Source organism: Acidipila sp. EB88 (assembly GCF_003858395.1).
In the GTDB taxonomy this organism is placed as follows: Bacteria; Acidobacteriota; Terriglobia; order Terriglobales; family Acidobacteriaceae; genus EB88.
The window spans coordinates 2,104,351-2,122,189 of sequence record NZ_QWEV01000005.1 but is presented as its reverse complement, the minus strand read 5'-3'; the positions used below and the strand labels follow the sequence as shown (position 1 = coordinate 2,122,189).

The 17,839-nt window shown below is 66.3% G+C and carries 15 protein-coding genes and 1 pseudogene; 4 read left to right on the top strand and 12 right to left on the bottom strand.

Features of this window, described 5'->3' with window-relative positions:
- Positions 1–46: 46 nt before the first annotated feature.
- A complete protein-coding gene (locus tag D1Y84_RS09435; protein ID WP_124848287.1) occupies positions 47–1,123 on the bottom strand; it encodes a PhzF family phenazine biosynthesis protein in 1,077 nt (358 codons plus the stop codon).
- Between the two features lie 737 nt (positions 1,124–1,860).
- Here D1Y84_RS09435 and D1Y84_RS09430 point away from each other — a divergent pair.
- On the top strand, positions 1,861–2,520 hold the full coding sequence (locus tag D1Y84_RS09430; protein WP_124848286.1) for a peroxiredoxin: 660 nt from the start codon (positions 1,861–1,863) through the stop codon (positions 2,518–2,520).
- A gap of 489 nt (positions 2,521–3,009) precedes the next feature.
- Here D1Y84_RS09430 and D1Y84_RS09425 read toward each other — a convergent pair whose 3' ends face one another.
- The 5 genes from D1Y84_RS09425 to D1Y84_RS09400 form a co-directional block, all read right to left on the bottom strand.
- Complete coding sequence (locus D1Y84_RS09425; RefSeq protein WP_124848285.1) at positions 3,010–3,990, bottom strand: EamA family transporter; 981 nt, start codon at positions 3,988–3,990, stop codon at positions 3,010–3,012.
- A 91-nt stretch (positions 3,991–4,081) separates the two neighbouring features.
- Entirely contained in the window at positions 4,082–4,765 is a 684-nt protein-coding gene (locus D1Y84_RS09420; protein ID WP_158615407.1) for a DUF4136 domain-containing protein, read from the bottom strand.
- Between the two features lies 1 nt (position 4,766).
- Positions 4,767–5,336 (bottom strand): DUF4136 domain-containing protein, encoded by a 570-nt coding sequence (locus tag D1Y84_RS09415; RefSeq protein WP_124848283.1) that lies wholly within the window; start codon positions 5,334–5,336, stop codon positions 4,767–4,769.
- Between the two features lie 127 nt (positions 5,337–5,463).
- Positions 5,464–6,549 (bottom strand): VWA domain-containing protein, encoded by a 1,086-nt coding sequence (locus D1Y84_RS09410; protein ID WP_124848282.1) that lies wholly within the window; start codon positions 6,547–6,549, stop codon positions 5,464–5,466.
- 415 nt (positions 6,550–6,964) lie between these two features.
- Positions 6,965–7,900, bottom strand: coding sequence for a sugar phosphate isomerase/epimerase (locus D1Y84_RS09400; protein WP_124848280.1), 936 nt, complete (start codon positions 7,898–7,900; stop codon positions 6,965–6,967).
- A gap of 491 nt (positions 7,901–8,391) precedes the next feature.
- Here D1Y84_RS09400 and D1Y84_RS09395 point away from each other — a divergent pair, with 491 nt between their 5' ends.
- Both D1Y84_RS09395 and D1Y84_RS09390 read left to right on the top strand, forming a co-directional pair.
- Complete coding sequence (locus D1Y84_RS09395; RefSeq protein ID WP_158615406.1) at positions 8,392–9,729, top strand: VWA domain-containing protein; 1,338 nt, start codon at positions 8,392–8,394, stop codon at positions 9,727–9,729.
- Between the two features lie 154 nt (positions 9,730–9,883).
- Positions 9,884–10,810 (top strand): transporter, encoded by a 927-nt coding sequence (locus D1Y84_RS09390; RefSeq protein ID WP_124848278.1) that lies wholly within the window; start codon positions 9,884–9,886, stop codon positions 10,808–10,810.
- 143 nt (positions 10,811–10,953) lie between these two features.
- Here D1Y84_RS09390 and tatA read toward each other — a convergent pair whose 3' ends face one another.
- Together tatA and D1Y84_RS09380 are read right to left on the bottom strand one after the other, a co-directional pair.
- Positions 10,954–11,160, bottom strand: a complete 207-nt coding sequence (gene tatA, locus D1Y84_RS09385) for a twin-arginine translocase TatA/TatE family subunit (RefSeq protein ID WP_124848277.1) — start codon at positions 11,158–11,160, stop codon at positions 10,954–10,956.
- 119 nt (positions 11,161–11,279) lie between these two features.
- Positions 11,280–11,744: a hypothetical protein gene (locus D1Y84_RS09380; RefSeq protein ID WP_124848276.1), complete on the bottom strand. Its 465-nt coding sequence runs from the start codon at positions 11,742–11,744 to the stop codon at positions 11,280–11,282.
- Positions 11,745–11,823: 79 nt separating this feature from the next.
- Here D1Y84_RS09380 and D1Y84_RS09375 point away from each other — a divergent pair, with 79 nt between their 5' ends.
- Positions 11,824–12,651 carry a hypothetical protein gene (locus D1Y84_RS09375; RefSeq protein ID WP_124848275.1) on the top strand — a complete coding sequence of 276 codons (828 nt, stop codon included), beginning with the start codon at positions 11,824–11,826 and terminating at the stop codon, positions 12,649–12,651.
- Positions 12,652–12,828: 177 nt separating this feature from the next.
- On the opposite strand, the gene D1Y84_RS09370 is transcribed toward D1Y84_RS09375, so the two are convergent.
- The 4 genes and pseudogenes from D1Y84_RS09370 to D1Y84_RS09355 form a co-directional block, all read right to left on the bottom strand.
- Positions 12,829–14,568, bottom strand: a complete 1,740-nt coding sequence (locus D1Y84_RS09370) for a hypothetical protein (protein ID WP_124848274.1) — start codon at positions 14,566–14,568, stop codon at positions 12,829–12,831.
- Positions 14,569–14,948: 380 nt separating this feature from the next.
- Entirely contained in the window at positions 14,949–15,917 is a 969-nt protein-coding gene (locus D1Y84_RS18920) for an amidohydrolase family protein (protein ID WP_124848273.1), read from the bottom strand.
- A gap of 53 nt (positions 15,918–15,970) precedes the next feature.
- Positions 15,971–16,603: pseudogene (locus D1Y84_RS18915) on the bottom strand (amidohydrolase family protein); the annotation flags it as partial.
- Between the two features lie 273 nt (positions 16,604–16,876).
- Positions 16,877–17,788, bottom strand: coding sequence for an oxidoreductase (locus tag D1Y84_RS09355; protein ID WP_124848271.1), 912 nt, complete (start codon positions 17,786–17,788; stop codon positions 16,877–16,879).
- Between the last annotated feature and the right edge of the window lie 51 nt (positions 17,789–17,839).

Sequence of the window (17,839 nt, the reverse complement as noted above, 5' to 3'; positions counted from 1 at the left end):
TGCGCCCACCTACAACGCAGGTGGGAGGCTGTGGAAGGGGTGTGCATCAACGAAGGAAAAAGCGTCCTTGTGCCACAAGGATGGTGCTTCCAGCTACACGAACGTAATGCCCGGATGGGATTAGTGGACGGATCTGACCCGAGTGTTCGCTATTGGACGGAAGGACTGCCGAGCAGCGGAGGGTACTGGGCCGCAAGATGTCACTTCCCTGGTGCAAGTACACGGTTGTGCCGGAGGGAACCAGTCCGTGCTGCACGAGGTAGGCAGTGGCACAGCCGGCGGCAGAACCCGTGGCGGGATCTTCGCCGCCGTAAAACTGCATGCGGGCATACCAGTGCGGTGAGTCGGCTGCAGCGCTGCTCCCGGCCTGGCTTGCCGCTTCGCTCATCGCATTGCCGCGTTCGTTCTCGTCGCCGGGAGCGATGACATAGAAGAACTTGCCGTCGGTCGCCTCCAGGTAGGGCTGGGCGAGTTGCTGGGGCACGCGGAGCGCACGGAGGGCCGTGCGGCTGCTGAGGGGCACGATGACGAAGGGGAGGCCCGTGGAGACGGTCTGGACGGGGTTTGTCGGGTCGAGGGCGGAGAGCGGCAGCCCCAATGCTGCTGCGACAGCCCCGCGGTCATGCTCCCGGCCAAAACGCGGAAGCGGCTGCTCCATCTCACCATGCAAGGGCTGGCCCCACGGGAGAGACTGGGCGGGAGCTTCGGGCGGGAGCGGTACTGTTCCTGAGGGAGTGGGGTGGGGGTCCGGAACGGCCGGCAGCGAGGCTTCGGCGTAGCGTACAGGGACCACGCCGGCATTGAGGGCCAGCCTGACCTCGGCAGCATGGCGAAGCGCGGGCACGGTCCAGCGAAGGGCGGCGGCGGTGCCGAGGGTGGGATGGCCGGCGAAGGGCAGCTCCTCGTCGACGGTGAAGATGCGCACGCGGAAGGGTTCGGCGCCTCCGAGGGACGCGGGGGTGGGCAGGCAGAACGTGGTTTCGGAGAGGTTGGTTTCGCGTGCGAGACACTGCATCTCCGCGTCGGTGAGCCCGTGGGCGTCGGGGAAAACGGCGAGCTGGTTGCCGGCGAAGGGCGTGTCGGTGAACACATCGAGCAGGAGGTAGGGGTAAGGGCGCGGCATGGTTGGGCGGTCTCCTCGTGGCCGGATGGTGGACGCAGCCGGACTACCCGTATGCTAAGCGGCGGCGTACCGGGCGCGTGACGCAGGGCTTGACCGTTACCGAGACTCTACGAGGCGCCACGGCGGCGGCGGCGGCGGAGACAGGGTGGGGCTCCGTGGGCGCGAAGGTGGTGGCTGCCGGGAACAGGGCTCGGCCGGCTGGTGCGCACGTCTCGCGGGTGAACATGAGGCGCCGGGCTGGAGGTCCCTCCTGAGGCGCGGACAAGCAGGGCTGTCAGGAGGCACCTGGTGTGTCTCGGGCGGCTGCAGAACGCGTGGCGCGTGGGTTGCGCGGGCATGCCCGGGCGCATGCGAACAAAGCGGAGGGACCGCCGCGGCGTACAGGGCGCGCGGATGATCGAGTGATTCGAGGTGGCACTGCTTACCAGACGGCGGTGGGCGGATCCTCGCTGCGGAAGCAGCCGAAGGGCTGAATTTTCGGGGAACCTTGCTGCGGCGGCTGCATCTCTTGAGAGGAACCGAGTGCCCTGCGGCGGGCATTGAACGCGCGTTGCTGCCTGCCATACCCGCCACGAAGCGGGGCCCGGAGCAAAGCGCGCCTGCTGCTGGAAAAGGCCGAAGCGCAGCGTGTCGCGCAAGACACCGCGTTGAGTAGTCTGGTACGAGTAGAGATGAACCCAAGCCGCGCGACGCCTGCGTCGAGCGGCCATTGCCCTTACAAGCTGGAATGGAGACCTATGAGCATCACCGCTGAATCCCGAATTCCCCGCATTCTTGAGCAGGCCCCTGATTTTGAGGCCAAGAGCACCCATGGCGTCATCAAGCTGAGTGACTACACCTCCCAGGGCAAGTACGTGATGCTGTTCTCGCATCCGTCGGACTTTACGCCGGTGTGCACGACCGAGTTCATCGCGTTTGCCGAGCGGCAGGCGGACTGGGACCGGTTGAACGTGCAGCCGATCGGGATTTCGATCGACTCGGTGTTCTCGCACATTGCGTGGGTGCGCGACATGGAGCAGATGGGCGGCGCCAAGATCAAGTTTCCGCTGGTAGCCGATCTGGACTTCAAGGTGTCGATGGCCTACGGGCTAGTGCATGAGGCGGTGTCGGATACGGCGGCGGTGCGCGCGGTGTTTGCGATCGACCCCAAGGGCAAGATCCGCGCGATCATCTACTATCCGCCGCAGCTGGGCCGGTCGGTGGATGAACTGGTGCGGGTGTTCGAGGCGATCCAGACGGCGGACAAGAACGGCGTGTCGACCGGCGCGGACTGGCAGCCGGGCGACCAGGTGATCGTGCCAAGCCCGGGTACGGTGGCGGACGCGGAAAAGCGGGTCAACAGCACTGGCGACGGGCTGCAGGTGCAGAGCTGGTACCTGACCAAGAAGACGCTGTAGGCGGGTTGTTGCCCAGAGCGAGCCCGGTCCCGGGTGAGGCCCGGACCGCTCCGGCTGTAGCCCGAATGGGGTAGACGGTGGCTGGCTCGCTCTGCCCCAAACGGGGGAGGGTCGGGCCGGCGCCCGAAGTCGCCCGCGTGGGCTGCGGCGGACTGAAACAGGGTGTGCACACAGGTGCATTTTGTGCCAAAAACAGGCGCAAAATGCGCCTGTTTTTGTGTCACTTGCGAAAAGCCATTTTTATATTTATGCAGTGCTTTCGAGGTTGATGCATAAGTATGCAGCAAATAACGCGTCATTTGCGTTTTGTGATTTTTCGTCTTGCATATTTATGCGTGTCACAGAGTTTGCGGGATCGCGGGTAAGATGCCTGCCGCCGTCCGGGGTGCCGGAACGAGGCGCTGACGGGTGTTGTGCTTGCCACGTCTCAGACGCGAGACATGGGCACCCGCTTCTGTGCGGGACTCGCGGGTGCCTGGCGGCTGGGGCTTAGCCGGCTTCGCCGGCTTCTGCGGCTTCCGTCAGTTCGGCCGGGCGCGCGGGTTGCTGGCTTGTTTTAGAGGCGGTGATGGTGGCCACGGCGACGAGGATGATGGCCATGGCAAACCACTGCGAACCGTGGAGGCTCTCGTGCAGGAACAGGGCCGAGAGCAGCACGGCCACGATCGGATTGACGTAGGCGTAGGTCGCGACCTTGGCGACCGAGACCGTGTGCAGCAGGTAGGTGTAGGCGGAGTAGCCGACCAGCGAGCCGAACAGGGTGAGCCAGGCAAGCGCGGCGATGACGCCGGGGGTCCAGTGGGCGGAGCGCCAGCCACCGGCCGCGGTGCCGATGAGGACGTTGACGAGACCGGCGATGCACATCTGCCAGGCGGAGGAAAGCAGCGGCTCGACGGTGGAGCGGATGCGGCCGGAGAGCAGCGTGCCCACGACCCAGCTTGCAATGGCAACCAGCAGGATGGCGGTGCCGATAGAGACCGCCCGCTCGGCGTCGGTGACGCCCTGAGGCACGAAGCCGCGACGCAGCACGGGATACAGCAACAGCAGCAGGCCGCCGAGGCCCAGTGCGGTGCCGGCCCAGCCGACGCGGTTGAGCGGACGGCCGCCGGGGATTGCGGACTCGGCGCAGGCGATGAGCATGGGCACACTGGCGGTGAGCAGCGCGGCGTAGCCGGCGGTGAGGGAGCGCTCGGCGAAACCAAGCAGGACGTTGTTGCCGGTGAGCAGCAGCAGGCCCAGGATGGCGGCGCGGAGGAGTTCGCGCGGGGTGAGGCGGATCGTAGTGCCGCGGACGGCGAACCATGCCAGCAGGATCAGGCCGGCGGCGAGGTAGCGGAAGCCTGAAACGAAGCCAGGGGTGAGGAACGCGACGCTGTAGCGGATGGCCACGAAGGTGGAGCCCCAGAAGAAGTACACGCAGGCAAAGGCGAGCGGGACCAGGAGGCGTGTGCGTGGCTCGGACTGACTCATAAGCAGGGTTCTAGGATATCGGGCTTAGCAGACGTAAGACCGCCGGCGCGGCCAGCGGCCGCTTCATGGCGGGTCCTCGTGCAACGACAAACTACTTTTTGGGGAGTTGTTTGAAGATGACTTTGAAGCGGCGCTCGAGGTCCTTGTTGTTCTTTTTGGGGGTGCCGGAAAGGTCTTCGGCGGTGACGGCGCGGAAGATGGGCTGGTGGGTGGTGGTGTCGAAGATGTCGAAGACGATGTGGTTTTCAGCAGTGCCGGCGGCGTTGTAGATGAGCTCGCCGTAGTGGGTCTTCCAGGTGGGGCCCCAGCCCTGGGCGCTCCAGTTCTGCGCCCAGAGGTCGCCGTGCTGGTGGTAGTAGTCGATGACGTTCTGGGCGTCGGGGGTGTGGCCGAGCAGGAACACGGTGGTGGAGCCTCCAGAGGGCACGAGCTGCCAGCCGCGCTTTTTGAAGTCCTTATCGATGAGGGCCCGGGTGGAGTCGACGTAGAGCGGCACGCCCATGCGCGCATCGCCCCAGGAGTAGGTGCGGTTGCGGAAGGACGCGGAGTGGTCGTACTCGGAGGTGACGCGGGGCGGGAAGAATGGCAACGCCTGCGCGGGCGGGGTGAGCGCGATGAACAGCAGCAGGGCAGCCGCAGGGAGGATGCGCCCGATACGCGTGAGTGCGGCGCGGCCATGCGAGGCCGCGCCGGGGCGAGGCGTGGCCTCGGGCACTGTGCGGTGGTGCGGGAGGTTCGTGGCTGCGGCGATGGTGCGGGTGCGCTGTGCGGGCAAGCTAGCCGTTCCCCTTCGGTGGGAAGTTCTTGAACATCTTGTCGATGTTCTTATTGAGGTTCCTGGTGTTCTTGTCGGCGTTCTTCGACAGGTCCTCAGAGGAGATGCCGCGAAACAGCAGCTGGTGGTTCGCGGTGTCGAAGATATCGAGCACGAGGTTACCCACAGGCTGCTGGGTGGTGGTCGTGGTTGCTTCGCCTAAACCGCCCCCGCCGAACCCGCCGCCGAAACGGTTCCAGCCCCAGCCACCACCCCAGCCGCCGCCCATGCCGCTGTACATGGTCTCGATCTGCTGCTCGTTCCTGATGCTGCCGGTAGCGAAGATGGTGGCGGAGCCGCCGGACGGAACCATCTGCCAGCCCTTGGCCTGCAGATCAGCGTTGACGGCGGACTTGATCCGGTCGACGTACAGGGGGTTATCGGTTTTCACCGTGCCCCACGAGTAGGTGTGGTAATTGGCGAAGCTGGCCTGGTGGTCGTAGTCGGTGCGCACGTCGGCCGCGTGGGCGGCGAGAGCAAGGCACAGGGTCGTTGCAGAGAGGGCAAGGGCAAAGCTGAAGGGACGTGGCATGGGGGAATCTCCTGAAAGCGCTGCTTTCTGAGAGGACACGCCTCGAGCAAAGGGTAGCCGGGCGCACGCGACTGGGCTTCATACGCTGGTGTGCGTGGGTGCCGGCTTGGGCGGCTACGCCGTTGCGCTACTGGGCCTCGTCGGCGGGGACGGCGTAGTAGCCTTTGCGGGCCTGGACCTTGAGGTTCTCGGTATTGCGCTTGCACTGGATGTCGACGGCGCGGTATTTGCCGTCGAAGTCGGTGTTGAGCGGGACGTAGGAGGCGACGTACTGGGTGCGGAGCTCGTCCTCGATCTGCTGGAAGGCATCTTCGAGCTTTTTGCCGTTGTTGCCAACGTCGATGACGCGGCCGCCGGTGGCCTCGGCCATGCGGTGCATCTGCTGGTCGCCGGAGTAGCCGCCGAGCATGATGGAGCCGCCGGAGTAGAAGCCTCGGTCGGCGATCAGGATGACGTAGACGATGGCATTGGCTTTTTGCGCGGCCTCGATGGCGTCCTGCACGCGGTACTTGGAGCCCTGGTCTTCGCCGTCGGTGAGCAGGATCATGGCTTTGCGGCCGGTCTCCTGCCGGAGCTTGTCGCCTGCGGCGAGGTAGACGGCGTCGTAGAGCAGAGTGCCCTTGGGCGCGCCCTGGGTGGGGATGGTGCCCTGGCCCAGGCCGGGGATGCCGGCCGAACCGTTGCCGGCGGCGGTGTTGATCTCGGCCTTGTTCATGGCGCGGGACAGGGTGCCGGCGTTGTTGGTGTAGTCCTCGATGAGGTTGACGTCGACGTCGAAAGAGATCAGGAAGGCTTCGTCCTTGTCGCGGAGCACGCGATGGAGGAAGTTGGAGCCGGTCTGCTGCTCGAGGGGCAGGACGTTTTGTTGCGAGCCCGAGGTGTCGAGCAGGATGCCGAGGGTAAGGGGCTGGTCGGACTTGCTTTCGAAGTTGCGGACCTTCTGCTGTTTTTTGTCTTCAAAGACGGCGCAATCGTCGCGAGTGAGGTCAGGGATCAGGGCGCCGCGCTTGTCTTTCACGGTGAAGTAGAGGGAGACGAGGTTGGAGTTGACGCGCAGGGTGGTGACGGGGGCGCTCTGCTGGGTGTCGTCCTGTGCGGGCGCGGTGCTGACCGGCGGAGCATCGGGGGATGGGGCCGACTGGGCGCGGAGCGTGAGCGGAGCAGCGGCTCCGGCGAGGGCAAGGGCGAGCAGAGGCAGGGCGAAACGGCGCATGGTGTGAGCTTAGACGGTTTCGGGATGGGAAAGGCTTCAGTGGGTGTTGGTGGTGGGTTTTGGGTGGGGTGGTGGGTTTTAGGTGGGGTGGTGGGTTTTAGGTGGGTGGTGGGTTTTAGGTGGGGTGGTGGGTTTTAGGTGGGGTGGTGGGTTTTGGGTGGGGTGGTGGGTTTTAGGTGGGGTGGTGGGTTTTGGGTGGGGTGGTGGATTGAGGGGATCGGTGCGGGCAGAGGGGTGGTTCCCACGTCTCAGGGAGAGACGTGGGGCACCCGGCGTTTGTGGTGGGGCGGGGTGAACCGCGGGTCCTTCGCTGCGCTCAGGATGACAGGGTTTCCTGGTTGCGATAACAGTGGTTGGCCTGGCGGCTCGGCGGTGAGGGCGTTGGGGCGTAGTGCGGGGGCTGGATGGCGGGTGGTCAGGGTTTGAGGGAGTGCAGGTAGCGGGCGTCGGTGCGGAGTGCTTCGGCCCAGGGGAGGTCGGGGTAGTCTTCCTGCTCGATGAAGAGGTGCTGAATGGCGCCGTGTTTAGCGGCGGCGAAGATTGCGGGGTAGTTGGAGGTGCCGCGGCCGAGCTCGGCGGCGGGTGGGGGATTGTCGGCGGAGGTGTGGCCGGGCGCGGAGGCGAAGTCCTTGACGTGGAGCATCTTGATGCGGTCGGGAAAGGTGCGGAGGTAGTGCTCGGGGCTGCCGCCGCCGACTGTGACCCAGCCGCAGTCGAGCTCGATCGCGACGAGCGCGGGGTCGGTGTGCTGGAGCAGCAGGTCGAACGGGATGATCGAGGCGCCGGAGGCTGCGTCCTTCTGCGGGGCAAACTCCATGGTGTGGTTGTGGTAGCCGAACTGGAAGCCCGCGTCGTGGATCCGCTTGCCCCAGGTGTTGAAGCGCTCGGCGTTCCACCGCCAGTCATCAAGGGTGAAGGATTTGACCTGTTGGCCGTAGGGGAGCGTGGCGGCCGAGGCGCCGGGGCGGAAGCCGGGGAAGGAACAGAGGATGAAGTGGGCAGTGCCGAGCTTCCGGTGAAAGTCGAGAATGGCGTCGAGACCTTTGTCCAGCTCGGCGTAAGGGTAGTGGGCGGAGACGCAGCGGAGGCCCGCGGCAGCCATGGCCGCCTGGACATCTTCCGGCGATTGCTTGAAGAAGCCTGCGGCCTCGACCTCGCGGAAGCCGATGTCGTGGAGTTGTTTGAGGGTCCCGGAGTAGTCGCGCTGGAGCTGCTCACGGACGGAGTAAAGCTGCAGTCCAAGCGGGAGGTTGAAGGGATTGGCATGCGCCGTGCGACCGGGCAGGAGCGTGGCGGCAGCGGCTGCGGTGGCGGCGGACTGGACGAAACGGCGGCGGGTGATGGAGGGCATGGGGGCCTTTGGCCTGGGCGGCGGCACGTGCGTGTGGAACGGGATACAACCCGCCGCGGCTGGCACGGGAAGCTTGTGGACGGCTGGTGGGAGACACCATGCCATGAAGCGGGCAGGCGTGTCCACGGGTGAGGGGCAAGACTGGATCAAGGCGGCGAACCGCCTGCGCGGCTGCCGGCCACTTCGCGGCGGGTGGGCGGGGCCGGGAGCCTGCAGGGCGCGGTGGATAGACGGTTTCGGCGCTTGCGAGCTCTGGTAGTCTGACGTTTGGATTGAAAGGCCGTTGTGCCGCCCGGCCCGGCATTGCGGAAGGCAGTACAGAAGGTTCGCGTTCCGCGTTGTTCCCTGTCGGGTGGACGCACAGACGGCATCTATCTAGAAGAAAGCTGGTTTGCAAGCGTGGCGGGACTGCGCTGTGAACGTGGCAGTACCTGTTGCACTTTGAGGAGAAAAGGCCTGTGAAGCACGCTGCGATTGCTGGAGTTCTGCTTGTGAGTCTTGGAAGCGCTGCGTTTGCCCAGCAGAGCAGCACGGTTCCGAATGCCCCGAACGCCATTCCGGATGCGCCGACGCCGCAGGCGGGCAGCTCGCTGGGAGACCTGAAGGACCAGGTCAAGCCGGGCGCCTCGACTACGGCTGCACCTTCGCCGGATGCGGTGCAGGCGGCGCGGCCGGGCGTGAACCAGGCAGCGGGCTCGAACTCGTCGAGTTCGGCGAGCGGTGGGGGCGACCCGGAAACCGGTGAGAACCAGGTGACCTCGACCGATTCGACACCGAACCAGACAGAGGCGCCGGAGCTGCCGGCACCGGGCCAGGGCGCGAAGAGCAACCTGATCGTCTCGGTCAACGAAGTGGTGGTGCCGGTGACGGTGCGTGACAAGAAGCGCAACCTGGTGCCGTCGCTGGATTGGCGCAAGTTCCGCGTATTTGAGGACGGGGTGCGGCAGCGCATCGTGTACTTCACGACCGATCCATTTCCCCTGTCTGTGGCGTTCGTGATTGACCAGAGCCTGCCGGCGGACGTGATGAACCGAGTGAACGAGAGCCTCTCGGCAGTGTCGGGTGCGTTTACGCCTTCGGACGCGGTGGCGGTGTTTGGCTACAACAGCACCACGCGCATGATCACGGACTTTACCGGGGCGCAGGGCGCGCGGTTGAACGTGGCGCTGACCCAGGCCAAGGCGCCGGGGCGCGACATGGGCGTGATTGCGCCGGGTGGCCCGATGGACAACGGCATCGTGATCAACAACAAGCAGATGGACCCGAATACCAGCCCGGAGCATGGGTTGAACGTGGGCTTCGCGATTACTCCCAAGGAGTACCACCCGTTGAATGACGCGATCCTTGCGGCGGCGACGGAGCTGGCAAAGCAGCCGAGGGATCGCAGGAAGATCCTGTACATCATCTCGGATGGCAAGGAGCAGGGATCGAAGGCCTCGTACAAGGAAGTGGTGCGATTCCTGCTGGGCAACAACATCTCGGTCGATGGCACGCTGGTCGGCGACTCGGCGATCTGGGGACTGGGCACGCTGGACCGCTACCACCTGCCGCTGCTGCCAACGATGAAGGACAATGCGCTGCCGAAGTATGTGCTGGCGACCGGCGGCACGCTGGACTCGCAGGTGTCGGAGAATGGCATCCAGATGTCGTTCGCCAAGATCACGAACTCGGTGCGCAACCAGTACACGCTGATCTACAACAGCCACGCGAGCACGCTGGCGAACCGGTTCCACACGATCGAAGTCCGGGTGGAAGGGATCCCGGGGCTGGATATTGTGGCGCCGGATGGGTACTATCCGCAGGCGCATCCTTCGAATAACAGCCGGTAAGTCGAAAGATAGAACCGCCTGCTGGCGCAGAGCGCTATTGCGGCTGGCGGTCCCTTCGGGACGTGTGTACCTGAGCGGCGGGGAATGCTGAACCGGCATTCCCCGCGCGTTCGTTTGTGGCCGATTCAACTTTTTGCGTCTGGACTTCCCTGCCTTGATCGGACTTTCTTCCAATGCGATGGCGGTGTTGCTGGGCCTGCTTGCTGCGGGCACGTGGGGCGCGGCTGACTTTGCCGGGGGGCTGGCGACGCGCAAGGCTGCGCCCAGTCGCGTGGTGCTGATTGCGCATGGGGTGAGCTTTCTGCTGTTGCTGGCGGCTTCGGCGGCGTTGCCTGCCGTGCTGCCGGCTGCGGGGGTGCTGAGCGGGCTGACTTCGGGCGTAACGGGTGGCGTGGCGCTGATGCTGTTTTACGAGGCGCTGTCGCTGGGAGCCATGGGGCTGGCTGCGGCGCTGGCCGGGCTGCTCACGGCAGTGCTGCCGGTGGTGATCGCCATCCGGACCGAGGGAGCGCCGGCGCCGGTGCAGGTTGCCGGGTTCGCTCTGGCGGCGGCGGCAATTGTGCTGATTGCGTATGCGCCGGCACCGCCGGGCACGGCCACGGGGCGCAAGGCGCTGGTGTTTGCGATGGTGGCCGGGTGCGGGTTCGGGCTGCAGCTGGTGCTGCTGCACCTGTCCGTCGCGAGCGGGGAGCATGGCGGGGCCGGGACGCTGGTGCGGGCGCTTACCTTGTCGAGGATGGGCGGGGTGTGCATGGCGCTGGTGGCGCAAGGGATGACGCTGTGGCGAGGTCGGCGCAGGCTGCTGCCGGAGCCTTCGCAGGTGGACGGCGGCGCGTGGGTGATGCGGGCCGTGTCGCTGCCGGTGCTGGCGACGCTGGCGGGATTGCTGGATACGGCGGGAAACGGGCTGTACATGCTGTCGTCACTGAGCGGACGGCTGGATGTGGCGGCGGTGTTGTCGTCGCTGTATCCGGGCGGGACGATTGTGCTGGCGGCGCTGTTTTTGCGGGAGCGCGCGACGCGACTGCAGGCGGTGGGGATGGGACTGGCGCTGGGTGCGGTGGCGCTGATCGCGGCCTGAAGCGAAACCGCCTGCGCGGCTGGCGGTCCCTTCGGGACGCGTGTTCGTTTCAGTAGTGGGTCACAGCGGTTTTGCAGCAAGATGGCATGCTGCGCGGCACAGGCGCCCGGGAGTGTGCACGGGCGCCGGTGTGCGGGAGGGAGCTACTTTACTTCGGAGGCAGGCTCGGTTTTGGGGGCTTCGGACTTGGTGATGGTGGCTTCAGGATCACCCTTGATGCCCTGCTTGAAACCGCGCAGGCCTTCGCCGAGTCCTTTGCCCAGCTCGGGAAGCTTGCGGGGGCCGAAGATCAGCAGAGCGATCACGAGAATCACGATCAGGTGCGAGGGCTGGAACAGGTTATCGAACATATAAGGGGCTGCCCGCGGAACCGTGTGCGGGTCTTTCCTCCAACAAGGCGAAGTATCTCATATCCAGCACTGATGTTGCCGCATGGGCATTACCACAGGGCCGAAGTGGATTGGGGCGGCTATTGCGCGGGCTTTTGCCGGGGGGCTTCGAGGCGGGCGCGCAGCATGGCGTAGAAGGCGGGCAGCTCTTCGGCGGCGCCGAGGGAGAGGCGGCGGTGCACCTTCATCATGGGGTAAAGATAGGAGCCGCCGATTTCGAGAGCGGGCACGGAGAAGTCAGTGCCGGGATAGATCGACATCTCCCAGGTGCCGCCGTGGGTGGCGCGCAGGAGTTCACCGAAATAGGAGCCCCAGAGCAGCACGAGCCAGTCGCTGTCCCCGGAAGGGATGGGCTCGGGCGCCGGGCAGAGGCGGTTGAGGATGCGCTCGAGGCGTGGCAGCGAGGCGATGGAATGATCGATTTCTTCGTGAAAGTCAGAGCGGGCGATGTGAATGGCCTCATCCGCGTAGGCGAGCACCATCTGCTCAAGGCTGTCCCACTTCTTCTCGGCGAAGCGTTTTCGCGCCTGTTTCTCCCGGTCCATAGCTTTCAAGCCTACAGGATCGGCGCACAGCCATTAGGGGCGATGTAAAGTGGAGGCTGGTACCTGGAGGTCCGGTTCTTTGCTTCGTCGCCTACCCCTTGTTTTGTCCGCGGCTTCTGGCCGCGCTCCGTTTTCAAGCAGCTCGCGCCGCACGTACCTGCGCGGACTGCTTCGCTCTGCCGGCCGGATCGGCCTCTCGCTTGTTGCCCTGGGTGCGCTTGGCGCGTACGGCAGGGATGCGTACGCGCAGGCGCCGCAGTATCACGCGCCCGTGGTCGCGCCGAACAGCACGCTGACAGGAGTGGACTACAACAGCCGGTACGAGGTGTACGGCGGCGTGGCGTACTCGCACTTCGACGCGGGCCCTTCGCTGCTGCAGGGTGCGAACCTGGGCGGCTTCGATATCCAGGGTGCGCGCTACTTTACGCACAAATGGTCGGCGGACGCGAACGTGCGCGGCTACTTCGGCACGAGCGGTGTGACGCCGAACGACTTTGGCGTGCGCGGTCCGGCGGTGACTTCGTACATGTTCATGGCTGGCCCGCAGTACCGGCTGGTGGCGAATGAGCATGGCTCGATCAGCCTGCATGCCCTGTTTGGCGGTACGTATGGCCAGTTCGATTCCGACCTTGGCAAGGACAACCTTGGCAACCCGGTGACGCCGGGCGAGGTGGGATTGTTCGATAACCAGCTGGCGTTTGGCAGTGCGATCGGCGGTTCGATCGATCTGAACCGTTCGCCGCGGCTGGCGTTCCGGATCTCGCCGGATGCGGTGCTGACGGATTACAGCAGCACGGGCAAGGGTGACTTCAAGGAACAGTTCGGGTTGTCGGTGGGGTTGGTGTACCGGCTTGGCCGGCATATCGATGCGGATCGCAAGGGTGCGCCGGCTCGGCCTGTTCGGTAGACCGGGCTGGCCTGGTGGTTCCCACGTCTCGGAAGCGGGACATGGGGCACCCGGTTTAGCTGCGATGCTGGCGGCTGGATAAAGAAATTACGGGGTAAAAGCCGGGCTCTAGATGGAAGCGGTTTTCTGCTTTCCTTCGGGGCCCGGCTTTTTCTGTTGGGCGGGTTGCGGCTCGGGTCAGGGCTGCGGCTCGGTGACGGCGGGCGCGGGGTGGGTAGCGGGAAGCATGCGGTAGAGGATGAGGTCGTCGCGGTCTTCGTCGTCAAAGGCGTGCCAGTGGGCGACGGGCTGGATGGAGTAGCCCGCGGACTGGATGTCCTCGAGGGTGCCGGGGTCGACCTCGTTCCAGGCGGCGTACCAGCCGGGCTGGTAGCGGCGGATGCGGTCGGGCAGCGGGTCGGAGCCGAAGTCGTCGCACACGGCCGGGAGATGGGTGATCAGCGTGATCTCGTCGCCGGAGATGGAGAGCAGGAGGCGCCTGCCCTGGGTGGGATGGGTGTCGATGTAGCGGGTCAGCGCGGTGGCAGCGTCGCGCAGGGTGTACTCGGGGTGGCGCGCGTACCAGAGGCTGCCGTAGCTGTCGCGCAGGAACACCAGCGCCAGGGCGGCGATGCCCATGCCCGCGAGCACGCGGTGCCGACGACCTGGATTTCGCAGGAGTGCCTCGATGGCGAGGATCGCAACGAACACGACCGGGTAGGCCAGCACGATGTAGTAGCGGGGCTGCGGGCTGTTGTGCCAGCCCATGAAGACGATCAAGCCTGCGCTGCTGAGCACGGACGCCTGCAGGAGCGGGTGACGGCGGAAGCCGGGAGCGAGCCACAGGGCGAGCACCAGCAGCATCGTGGTGACCAGAACCTGGTTCGGGCCGACCCAGATGAGATCGTGCACGGCGTTCCAGTAGGCGAGCAGGTGAGCGCGGACGCCCACGGGCGGCGGCCAGTGGTTGGCGGCGAAGAAGTAGCGGAAGTCGACAAGATAGCGGCGGGCTACCAGCACGTAGTAGGCCAGCCAGGGGAGCACGCCGGCGGCGGTGGCGATGGCCAGATCACGGAGGGTGCGGCGGAGCTGCCAGCCGGCGGCGGCGGCGATGATGGCGGCGGTGGCAGGGAGCAGAAACAGCGCGGTGGTCTTGGTGAGCACGGCGAGGCAGCCCAGCAGGCCGATGGCGCAGAGTGCCAGTGTGCGGTGTTGCGGTGGAAGTTCGGGCGTGTCGCGGAGACCGGACGCGCCAGCCAGAGGCTGCCCTGTGAGCCGTGAGGCGAGCGTTTGCGGGAGGGAAGCCGGGGCCAAGGGGCTGGCGGGCGAGACGGCAGCGTAGTTGGCGGTCGGCGTCGCGAGCGGGATTACAGGCGGGCCGCCTGCGAGCCAAACGCCGAGGCCCGGAAGCCGCAGGGCGAGCCACCAGCCGGCGAGGATCCAAAGGGCCAGCAATGGCTCCAGTATAGCGAGGCGGCTGAAGCACCATAGGTACATGCTGCCCGCGAGCAGCAGCACGCCGGACGCGGCAGCGACGCGGGTGGAGCGGGCGGCGCGCAGGACCGCGTAGGCCAGGGCGAGGTCGGCGGCGAAGACCAGCAGGGCCAGGGCGCGCGCGGTGTCGGCGGAAACGCCGGCGAGGCGGAAGGCCAGCCACTCGAGCGCGGGCCAGACGGGCAGGGCGACGGCAGTGTTGAGGTCGCCGGGCACACGCCAGTGGCCGAACAGGGTCTGCGCGATGGCGGCTTTGCCGTACCAGCCTTCGTCGGTGTACTTGCTGTAGTCCATCCAGGGCGAGTTGTTGGGGAAGTCGGCCTGGAGGTGGACCCAGTGCAGCGCCCAAAGGGCAGCGATCGCCAGCAGCAGCGCCGTGAGGAGAACCCGCGAGACCGGTGCCGGGCGCGGGCGAGGTGCGTTGGGGGAAGAAACCTGAGCCATAAAAGGTGGAAGTAACCACTCCCAGTATCAGGCCTGGGGTCGTGTTGTTCCGAGGAGGTCACGCTGTTATGGGAGGCTGCCGCTGTTGGGTTGCGCGGCGTGAAGCTGTCTCTGGGGCTGGAGCACTGCGCTTGGCGGGCGCGAGGCCGCACTGGGCGTGGGAGCGACAGAGGCGCGAACAACGCGCCCGTTCCGGAGCAGCCTGGAGGGACACGCACAGGCTGAAGGCATACGGTGCCGGCGCAAGGCAGCACAGGACCCTGTTCGAGATGGGCGGCAGAGCAAGCTGGACGAGGAGCGCGTACCCCACCACAGGCGCACTGCCCTGCCCTGCGCGTGGACGAGGGCCGCGCAGTGCTGAAGCCCTTGGAACAGCGCGGCTAGTGGAAGGCGGCGTCGCGGTAGACCACTTTGCCACCCACCATGGTCAGCAAGGACACAGTGCGTGGCAGTGCGGGTGCGGGCACGGTGAAAATGTCCTGCGAAAGCACGGCGAGGTCGGCAAGCATGCCGGGCGCGAGGGTGCCTTTTTGTTTCTCCTGGAACTCGGCGTAGGCGGAGGTGCGGGTGTAGGCGATCACCGCCTGCTCGCGGGTGATGGCCTCGGAGGGGCGGTTGCCGGGGTGGGTGGCAAACAGGATGTCGAGGTAGGGGTTGGGTGGCGCGTCGGAGCCGAAGGCAAGCGGGATGCCGGCGGCCAGCAGGGACTTCAGGGACTGGGCCTTGTCAAACGGGACAACGCCCGGCTGGAAGATGGGCGCGAGGTGGACGGGGTTCTGCACGACGATGATGCCGTCGGCCCGGATGCGAGCGAACTGGTCGGGGTAGATACCGTCGCCGTGCTCGAAGCACAGACGGCGGCTGGCCCAGACAGTGGGGCCGCCGGTGTGGTCGATAGCGTCGAGCATGGTGGCGGCGGAGCGGTTGCCGGAGATGTGGAGCAGGAGCTGCTCGTTGCGCTGGAGGGTTTCCCGGAGGAGTTTCGGGTACTCGGAGGCTGGAAACTCGAGTGGCAGGTCGGTCATGAGGGCGTCGAGCGGCGGGTGCGCCGGGACCTTCCAGGCGCCTCGGGGCGTGAGCGTTCCTTCGACGCCAACGCCATCGGCAAGCCACTTGGAGCCGGAGACAGTAAGCAGCGGCGCGGGGTGCAGGGGGACGCCATTGCCTTCGGCAGTGTCGCGCCCGGCGGGAGTGGTGCCGGGCATGCGCACGATGCGGATGCGCAGGGTGGCGGGCAGGCGGCCGAGCAGGGCCACGGCGCGTGCCGGTGCCATCGCGTCGGACAGCTCCTGGATGGAGGTGACGCCGTACTTCGCCTCGTCGTCGAGCTGCTGACGGAGCTGTGCGATGGCGGCGTCTGGGGGACGCGGTCGGCGGCGGCGCGTTCGATATTGAGCAGGGCGTACTCGCGCACGGTGCCGTTGAGGCGGCCCTTGCTGTCGCGCTCGAAGCGGCCGCCGAAGGGGTTGGCGACGTTCTCGGCGACGCGGTAGAAGCGCAGGGCGGCGCTGTTGAGGATCATGGCGTGGCCCGTGAAGGTCTCGAGCTCGACGGGGGTGTTGGGCGCGAGCTTGTCCAGCGCGGCGCGGTCTATGGAGGGATCGGCGAAGGTCTTGAAGCCGATGGTTGCGGCGATGAGGGAGCCGTGCGGGTTCTTGGCGACGGCGGCGGTGATGCCTGCCTGGACCTGCGCCCAGGTGGGCTCCACGGTGCCGAGGTCCACGTCCACTTCAGGCGGCCCGAGCTGGAAATGATGGTGGGCGTCGTTGATGCCGGGGATCACGGTGCGGCCATGGAGGTCAATGGTGGTGGTGTGCGGGCCGACCCATGCCGCGATGGCGTGGGCGTCGCCCGAGGCCACGATGCGATCGCCGCGGATAGCGAGCGCTTCCACGTAAGGCTGCGACGCCGCGCCGGTAAAGATTTTGCCGTGGAGCAGCACCGTGTCTGCCCTGGGTTGCTGCGCGGACGCCGCGCGGACCACACCGAGAGCACACAGGACCGTGAGCGCGAAACATGCGGTGAGCTTGCGCATGGGTTGTTCCTCAGCGAGGTTTATACCCCAGTTCCCGCGGTTTGGAGACGCAGATCTATGCGACTTAGCCTGTGAGCGGAGCGGGCAGCTCGGCGTCCCCAGAGCTGATCGGCCTGGCGGTGTTGATGGGGGGGTGGGAGTTGGCTTCGCGCGGGGTTGAGGGGGTTGTTTCTCTTCGAGTCCGCCCACGGGAACGCACGCGCTCGCTGCCTGGAGGGGCGGAGCGCGTGCGTTTTGTGAGGGTGCTTGCTACGGTGCTCGGTGCTTCGCGGGTTAGTGCTGCGGGGCAGCAGCGGCGGGGGCTTCTGCGCCGATGTGGTCGAGCGTGACGAGGGCCTCGGGCGGCAGCACGAGCGAGGCGGCGGCGAGGTTCTCGTGCAGGTGGGTGATGGAGCTCGTACCGGGGATCAGCAGCATGGTGGGGGAGCGCTGCAGCAGCCAGGCAAGGGCGACCTGCATGGGCGTTGCGTCGAGCGAGGCGGCTACCTGGTCGAGGTGCTCGGACTGCAGTGGGGTGAAGCCGCCGAGCGGGAAGTACGGCACGTAGGCGATGTGCTGCGCCGTGAGGGTGTCGAGGAAAGCTTCGTCGGAGCGGTTGGCGAGGTTGTAGAGGTTCTGCACGCAGACGACAGGTGCGACGCGGAGGGCCTGCTCGAGGTGGCCGGGGGTGGCATGGGAAAGGCCGATGTGGCGGATCTTGCCCTGCCGCTGCAGCTCGGCGAGGGTGTCCATCTGCTCGGTGATGTCGCTGTCGGTGGGTTTGAACATATCGCCCATGAAGCGCATGTTGACGATGTCGATTGCGTCGATGCCGAGGTTGCGGAGGTTGTCCTCGGTAGCGGAGATGAGCTCGGCCCGGGACTGCGCGGGCAGCCAGGCACCCTGCTCGTCGCGGCGCGCGCCCAGCTTGGAGACGATCACGAGGTCGGATGGGTAGGGGTGCAGGGCTTCGCGGATGACCTGGTTGGTCACGTGCGGGCCGTAGAAGTCGCTGGTGTCGATGTGGTTGACGCCGGCTTCAACGGCGGCACGGAGGACCTGGATGGCTGCGGCGCGGTCCTTCGGAGGGCCGAAGACGTGGGGGCCGGCGAGCTGCATGGCGCCGTAGCCCATGCGGTGGACGGTGAGGCTGGTGCCGGGGAAGGTGAAGGTGCCGCCGAGTTGGTACGTGGTGGTGTCTGCCATGGGGTTCGAAGCGCTCCTGTATGTGTACGAGCTGTGTGTGAGGTCGGGACG

Excerpts from the sequence above, each read along its gene's own strand:
- D1Y84_RS09435 (WP_124848287.1), bottom strand. The coding sequence starts at position 1,123 with ATGCCGCGCCCTTACCCCTACCTCCTGCTCGATGTGTTCACCGACACG.
- D1Y84_RS09430 (WP_124848286.1), top strand. The coding sequence starts at position 1,861 with ATGAGCATCACCGCTGAATCCCGAATTCCCCGCATTCTTGAGCAGGCC.
- D1Y84_RS09425 (WP_124848285.1), bottom strand. The coding sequence starts at position 3,990 with ATGAGTCAGTCCGAGCCACGCACACGCCTCCTGGTCCCGCTCGCCTTT.
- D1Y84_RS09415 (WP_124848283.1), bottom strand. The coding sequence starts at position 5,336 with ATGCCACGTCCCTTCAGCTTTGCCCTTGCCCTCTCTGCAACGACCCTG.
- D1Y84_RS09410 (WP_124848282.1), bottom strand. The coding sequence starts at position 6,549 with ATGCGCCGTTTCGCCCTGCCTCTGCTCGCCCTTGCCCTCGCCGGAGCC.
- D1Y84_RS09400 (WP_124848280.1), bottom strand. The coding sequence starts at position 7,900 with ATGCCCTCCATCACCCGCCGCCGTTTCGTCCAGTCCGCCGCCACCGCA.
- tatA (WP_124848277.1), bottom strand. The coding sequence starts at position 11,160 with ATGTTCGATAACCTGTTCCAGCCCTCGCACCTGATCGTGATTCTCGTG.
- D1Y84_RS09380 (WP_124848276.1), bottom strand. The coding sequence starts at position 11,744 with ATGGACCGGGAGAAACAGGCGCGAAAACGCTTCGCCGAGAAGAAGTGG.
- D1Y84_RS09370 (WP_124848274.1), bottom strand. The coding sequence starts at position 14,568 with ATGGCTCAGGTTTCTTCCCCCAACGCACCTCGCCCGCGCCCGGCACCG.
- D1Y84_RS09355 (WP_124848271.1), bottom strand. The coding sequence starts at position 17,788 with ATGGCAGACACCACCACGTACCAACTCGGCGGCACCTTCACCTTCCCC.